Here is a 7,389-nt window from a genome sequence, read left to right on the forward strand (position 1 = left end):
TAACTTATACTGAGGGCAAACTTAGTTAAATTTATAGTTCGCGCTCAATGTGAAGTAGCGACCACGGTTATTATGCAAACCTGTGTTGTAGCCAGATGTTACATAACCAGGGTCATATGGTGCTTTGGAATCGAAAATATTGGCGATATTGATAGACAAGCCTAAGTTTTTGAAACCAGTGTAGGTGTAACCCAAACCAACAGTTGTCCAATCTGGTACTTTGCAGCTTTCTTCGAATTCTTCAAAACGTGGGTTAGAAGTATTGCGATTTGGCACTGCATCTGTTGCCTTTCTTGTACCATAGTAGCAGAACTCTGCTGGATAGATCGTTGCTGCGTCACGGTTACGCATCAAAGAAATACTACCGACATAGGCAATTGATCCAGAAACGCTGTGTGGACCTTGAGACCAATTTGTTGATAATCCGCCTTTGAAGCGTGGTGTATCAGGACCACTACTTAAGTTCCAGTCGTACAAGCCTGGACGCTTACCAGCGACGTTATGCTCGATGTCACCGAGTACTTGTGCGATTTTGTAAGAGATTTGGTAAGAGCCACGGAACGTGGAGGATAAATTACCCCAAGTACCTAAGTTATTACGCATACGCATTTCAAAATCAAGACCAGTCACTTCTGTTGCGCCTTGGTTGATCCACGGTAATTTTACTGAAAGTAGAGGACCAGTACCTGGAACTGGGACACCATTTTTTGTTACCCAGTTGACTGGATTAGGATCGCGAATGATATTTTGTGGAAAGCGGTCTTCGTCTTTCAAGGCCTGGAATGCACTGCCCAGCATAACTTCGCCTTCTTTACGGATCTTGTACCAATCAACTAACACGTCAAAGTTACGTGTAGGTGAGAAAATTAAACCGAAAGAGTAGCTTTTTGCGGTTTCTGGTTTCAATTCTGGATTTGCACCGCCAGTACCGGAAGCGCCTTTGGCACAGTCCGCTGCTGTTGCATTTGGTTTTGGTGTCTGTTCGTCATCTTCACAACGTTTTGGATCCCACAAACCACTCAGGAAGAACTGTGAGCCACCTGGTAGAACCTGTACCAATGCTGGAGCACGGAAACCTTCAGCATAAGTACTGCGGAAAGATAAACTATCATTAACGTTCCATTTAGCACCAACTTTTGGAACGAAGTTAACTTTTATGCCTGGATATTTATCGAAACGACCCGCGAAATCCATTTCAAAATTTTTCAAGAATGGTGTACGCAATTCGATGAATGCAGAAGATACTTTACGGCTACCATCGATCACAGAGTTTGCCAAACCTAAAATATTTCCAGCAGCCAGATCCGCGTCAGGAGTCAACACGATACGCTCTTCGCGGAACTCAACACCCGTTGCCAATCCAATTGCGCCACCGCCTAACTTGCCAAACTCAGTGGTTGCTTTTGCATCCCATTGTAAGATTTCTGCACTACCGGTGTTCTTAACGTCTTTCGTCAAAGTTGGATCTTTGAACAAAGTCGCCATGGAGGTTCCAGTATTGATTTTCTGCAAGGTCGGGATATAGAACATATTTCGATATTCTTGCAAACGCTCGGAGCGATTCCACAATACTGCAGTCTCCCAGTCGAAGCCGTAATTAGAGCCTTTTAACCCAGCTAGCGCTCGGGCATTTTCATTCGTTGTTGGTTGAGTACGCAGTTTATCTTCTAAGCGAACCGAAACAGACGCACGTGCAGTCGGGAACGGATTGTCTGGGTGTCCGATTGGCAAAATAATTTGGAATGGATCAGCAATACCCGTAGACTTAAAGTTCGTTGTTTGACCAGTGCCCAGTGTCGCGCCTGCACCAGTGTATGGGCGTTCGGACTTTGTATACGCCACTTCGGCAAACGCACTTACATTGTCAGTAATTTTTAAACTGCCTACACCCATGAAGCTTAAATCAGTTGCTTCACCTTGTGCCTCGCTATATAAGTCAGCGTTGTAATTACAAACTGTACGACCGAACAGAATACTTGTTGGCAAGATCGCTTCACGAGCACCTAGTGTCAGTTTTTGGGAGTCAGGGCAGCTTAAATCAGTGATTAGATTTGTAGCCATTGTCGCGCGGGTTACACCGAAATTTTTGCTTCCTGGTGCGGTTTCTTTGTAGAACCAAGGGTATTTGGAGACAGTGCTGGAATATGGAGACGCATAGCGGCCATTCATAATCAAATACTTGTCATATTCGATATCTGTCACGTCAGCACGTGCTACGCGATCACGTTTGGAATAATCAACTGCGAAGAAGGCATTGTAGCCATTGCTTTCGAAGTCACCCATGCCAAAAGTCGCATTGGCGCGTTTACGACCAAATTTGCCATCATCATTAGCTGCAATATTGATACCGCCTTCCGCACCACGGAAATTACGTTTTGTGATGAAGTTAATAACACCACCAATCGCGTCAGATCCGTATACAGCAGATGCGCCGTCTTTGAAAATCTCAACACGCTCAATCGCGCTCAGAGGGATACTGTTTAAGTCATACAGTGTTGAATTGCCATTGTTTGGATCAGCGTAAGCCGATGGTGTCATACGGCGACCATTCAACAAGATCAATGTTGAAGTAGAGCCTAATCCACGCAAAGACGCTGTAGAAACACCCGCAGCAAAAGTGCCACCAGTTAAATCTTGATTGATATCTGCGCCCATCGATGGGACTTGCTTCATTAATTCAGCGATATTACCTGCACCACTTTCAGCGATTTCTTTGGCTGTAATTGTTTGAATTGGGGATGTGCCTTCTTTATCAACACGCTTAATGTTAGAACCAGTAACCGTAATTTTTTGCACGACTGGCTCGTTAGCTGTTTGCTGCGCGAAGACAACTTGTGACGACGCTAAAGTTAGCGCCACAGCGATAACGCTGCGTTTTAAAGTGAATTGACTAGCCAAGATTTACTCCTCGATGTGTTTTATTGAGTTTTTGCACAATGTTACTGTGCTTGATTTCTAAATTGATTGATCTAGAAAATCATGAGGTACATGAATGGCATGCCTATCGTTTCGTTTGCCTAAAAGTGAATAAACAATCGTTTTGAAATTTATTTTGCAAAATAGACATTGCCAGTAATGCACTTTGCTGATGAGGTTTTTAACCTTGAAAGATTATGGCAAGCTTCTCGCTGAGTAGTAAGAATTTGTGGTTGGTAGGCGACAACAAAATGTTGATTTTCTTGTTTTTTTTCACTGCAATGTCTTTATTATTAGACATTTTAATAATTTAAATTCCAAGTGGAAATGGTTTGTGCCATGTTGTTTATATATGAATTATTTATTTTAATGATTGTTTTGGTTGCAATTCGGAATTATTCGTTTGCTTTGATCGAATCAAGAGTCAAACTAATAGTGGTCGGAATAGTTGTTATTGAGCAATCCAGATATAAATTAAGGAAAACATGCCCATCTTAGAATGTCGCATAAGTTCACGATTATTGAATTATTGTATTGATCTAATTTGAGAAAGCAGAGCGAGAATCCTTAGTATGTCTGAGTAAATGTCAGTCACCTATTTGGCATTCAGATTGTTGTTTTCTTGCACATGTCTCACTAAGGGAGCAAGCAAAAGCAAATATTTTCAGCTTACTTAATTGGCTTACCAAGTATCGATTCAATGCAAACTTCTGAAATTTCTTAAACTTGCCGAACTTAAATCTGAAAATGTCACTCGCAATAGGATATTGTTCACAATTGCTTTAGTTTCAATATTATTTAAATATGTCTTTTAAATGTATTCGATTGTCTTTTTTTGCGGCAAAAAAATTGACATATAAAGACAAAAAATGATTTCATGTGGCGGTGTTCTAATTATTTGCTGAAAGTTAACAGCCAATTGTTTTGCGTTTAAATTAATGGCTTGCAAAAATAAAAATTTTTATTTGACCTAAAAGTAATTAGAAAGCAAAAGTGGCCTCATATACCCTGGCCACTTTTAAGTATGGGATTCTGCAATTTTTGCTTAGATTGATCCAGTAAATTAGCAAAATGCCATAAATAACCTTAACAAACGGTTTTCCAGGAGAAATAATGAAATTTAAAGCTTCCAGTATTCGCCTAAGTGCGATTGCAATCGCTGTAAGTATGCTTGCCGCTGGCACTGCATATGGTCAAAGCGCCGAGGGTTCAATCAATGGTAAAGGCAAGGCGGGTGAAAAAGTCACAATCGTGAGTCCTGAAAATGGATCGAGCCGTGTAGTAACCGTCGATAGTAATGGTAGTTTCAGCGTTTCCAAGATGCCTCCTGGGGTTTATAAAATCACATCTGCTGGTATCACAAAAGAAATCACTGTAGCAATTGGTTCAGGCACAAGCGTTGTTATGACGACCAATGATGCGCCGCAAACAGTGGTTGTTTCTGGTCGTCGCGTAATGATCGACTTGAATAGCACCGAAACTAGTACGGTATTTACTGCAGAACAAATGTCTGCTTTGCCAGTTGCTAAAGATCCTAACGCTGTTGCAATGTTGGCTCCAGGCGTTTCTAAGGGCGATCCTAACTTAGGCGCAGGTAATTTGCCTTCCTTTGGTGGTGCATCGGTCGCGGAAAATGGTTATTATATTAATGGCTTTGACGTAACAAATATCCGTAACTTCCTTTCTTACGCAAACTTGCCGTTTGATGCAATTGGCTCCCAGCAAATTAAATCCGGCGGCTATGGCGCGGAATATGGCCGCTCACTCGGTGGTATTGTGTCTTTGTCCACTAAGCGTGGTACAAATCAATGGAAGGGTGGTGCCTCAGTCTATTGGAATCCAAATGCATTCGTAAGTGACCGTAAAAACGTTAGAAATCTTGATACAGAGTTTCCTGACAGTAAATGGTCGATTTACAATGAAGGCAGAACTTCCGACTCCGTTGTAGCAAATGCTTATATCGGTGGACCGATCATTAAGGATACCTTGTTTGTTTACGGTTTAGTGACAGCGGATCGCTTTAGTTCAAATGGCTACGGTAAAGACAGCAGTAGCAACACCAAAGGCGGCAAGCCAAATGGCATGATCAAGGTGGATTTTACGCCGTCTGATATGCATCGTTTAGAGTTGACGGCGATCTCCAATAAGAACGAGTCTGATACTTATTCTTATACTCATCCAAAAGTTAAAAATGCTGAAGGTGTGCTCGTTTCAGATCCGCAATATTTTTATACAACTCGTCACGTTGGTGAAAAAGTCACTCAGAATGTTGAGTCTGGTGGTAGTGTGTTGATTGGTAAATACACGGCCTACGTAACAGATAATCTGACCGTATCTGGATTGGTTGGTAAAGTTGATCATCTTTTGGGTCGAGTGACCGATTCACGCAAATCCTTAAGCTGCCCTGTTGTTCTTGATGAAGCCTTAAACGAAGTTGGTTGCTGGTCTGGCCCATTCCCAGGTCCTTCTGTTCGTGATACGAATGCAGGGGACGACAAAGATGAGCGCCGTGCGTATCGTTTTGATATTGACTACAACATTGGCAATCATAATATCCGCGCGGGTGTAGATAACCAACGATTCACATCAACACAAGCAGGCTCAACACCATACACCGGTGGCGTTTACTGGCGTTATTACCCTGGTAATGCAACTGGCACTGTTAATGGTGTAGCCGGTGCCGTTGCTCCTGGTAAGGGCTATGTGCGTGGTCGTACAAGTTCTTCAACTTCAGGTGCGTTTGAAGTTAACAACTCTGCTATCTATATCGAAGATAACTGGAAAGTAAGCAAGGCTTTATTCGTTTCAGGTGGATTGCGCGCTGAAACTTTTGATAACAAAAATGCTGACGGTGTTAGCTTTATCAAAAAAGATCGTATGCTTGCTCCTCGTTTAGGCTTCGCTTATGATTTAACAGGTGCTGGCGATACCAAAGTATTCGGTAATTTGGGACGCTACTTTATCCCGGTCGCATCGAATACAAATATTCGTGCAACACGTGGCGAATCTTTCGTTCAGCAGTTTTATGGCTACACTTCGAAAGATCCAGTCACTCAAGCACCAGTCGGACTCACTGCGTCTATCGGTACGCCGCAAGTTGTAAGTGATGGCTCTTTGCCAAATCCAGCAACGATCGCTGACATCAACTTGAAGCCTATGAACCAAGACGAAGTGATGCTTGGTTTCCAACGTGCTATCACGAAAGAATGGATTGTTGGCGTCAAAGGCATACACCGTCGTATTAATGATGGTATGGATGACTACTGTTCACATATTGGCTTTGAAAATTGGGCAAAAGACAAGGGCTACACGAACTTTGACTCAAGCACCATGGCTAGTTGCATGATGGTCAATCCTGGTAATGACGTTACTTTGATGATCGACGTGAACAATGATGGGAAACTGGTTAAATCGACTGTACCAGCTAAGTACTTAGGCTTGGCAAAGTACACACGTCTGCACAATTCATTGGAATTCACATTGGATCGTCCATATGATGGCAAGTGGGGGATGAGTGCTTCTTATGTATTATCTAGAACCACAGGTACAGCCGAAGGTTATGTAAACTCTGTTATTAACCAAGAAGATGCTGGTATTACGCAAGATTTCGACTTTGGTTCCTTAACAGATGGCTCAAATGGTCGTTTGTCGAATGATCGCCGTCATACTTTCAAAGTATTTGGTAATTATGCGATTACTGATACCTTACGTGCTGGTTTCAATGCGATGGTGACTTCGGGCCGTCCAACTAGCTGTATCGGTTTCGTACCTTCTTATCGCCCTGACTACAGTGATGCCCAGAATTACACAACAGCTTCGTCTTACTATTGTTTGAATAAAGAAGGCAAATCTGTTCTGGTACCTCGCGGAACTGCAGGTGAAACGCCATGGATTGGAACAGTCGACTTCCAATTGGCCTACATGCCAAAAATTTCTCATGGTAAGTTGACTTTGGCAATGGATATTTTCAATCTATTAAATAGCCAACGTCCGGTAGAAGTCGTTGAACAGAACGACTACAGTCGGGATACGGTTGCGATCGGCAAACGTAATCCTAACTATGGACAACCAACTTCTTTCCAAGCACCACGTGCTGTACGCTTCACTGCACGTTACGAGTTCTAATAAGTTGATTTTTATCTTTATAAGCTAAGAGCACTTGTTTTAATTGGTGAAAAAATGCCCGATGATTATGTCATCGGGCATTTTTATTTTTGGATCTTTATTTTATTTCATTAATTTAATTGCTGCGCATGAGCGTTTGCATCTCGGCGTTTCATATAGCAATGATGGCCATATTTACGAGGCAATGTCAGTGCTGTTGTAACCCTCCCATAAAATCAAGTCATGCATAACTAGAGATCTTGAGGCAAACTTATATGCCAAAGGAGAACAGAAATGCGTAAGAGCAGATTTACAGAAACACAGATCATAGGAATATTGAAGGCAGTTGAAGCTGGGAGATTGGTCAAA

Annotated in this window: 2 protein-coding genes; one reads left to right on the plus strand and one right to left on the minus strand. The window is 42.2% G+C overall.

Translation table 11 applies throughout. The features are described from left to right. Positions 1 to 21 precede the first annotated feature (21 nt). A complete protein-coding gene (locus KDM92_RS05610; protein WP_212683393.1) occupies positions 22 to 2,898 on the minus strand; it encodes a TonB-dependent receptor domain-containing protein in 2,877 nt (958 codons plus the stop codon). Positions 2,899 to 4,029: 1,131 nt separating this feature from the next. Here KDM92_RS05610 and KDM92_RS05615 point away from each other — a divergent pair. After that, positions 4,030 to 7,041, plus strand: a complete 3,012-nt coding sequence (locus tag KDM92_RS05615; protein ID WP_212683394.1) for a TonB-dependent receptor — start codon at positions 4,030 to 4,032, stop codon at positions 7,039 to 7,041. The last annotated feature ends 348 nt before the right edge of the window (positions 7,042 to 7,389 follow it).

Origin of the sequence: Affinundibacterium baiyunense (assembly GCF_018139645.1) — a bacterium.
Lineage (GTDB): Bacteria > Pseudomonadota > Gammaproteobacteria > Burkholderiales > Burkholderiaceae_D > Undibacterium > Undibacterium baiyunense.

Bases quoted from the DNA above. Each gene is read 5' to 3' on its own strand.
- KDM92_RS05615 (WP_212683394.1), top strand. From the start codon at position 4,030: ATGAAATTTAAAGCTTCCAGTATTCGCCTAAGTGCGATTGCAATCGCT.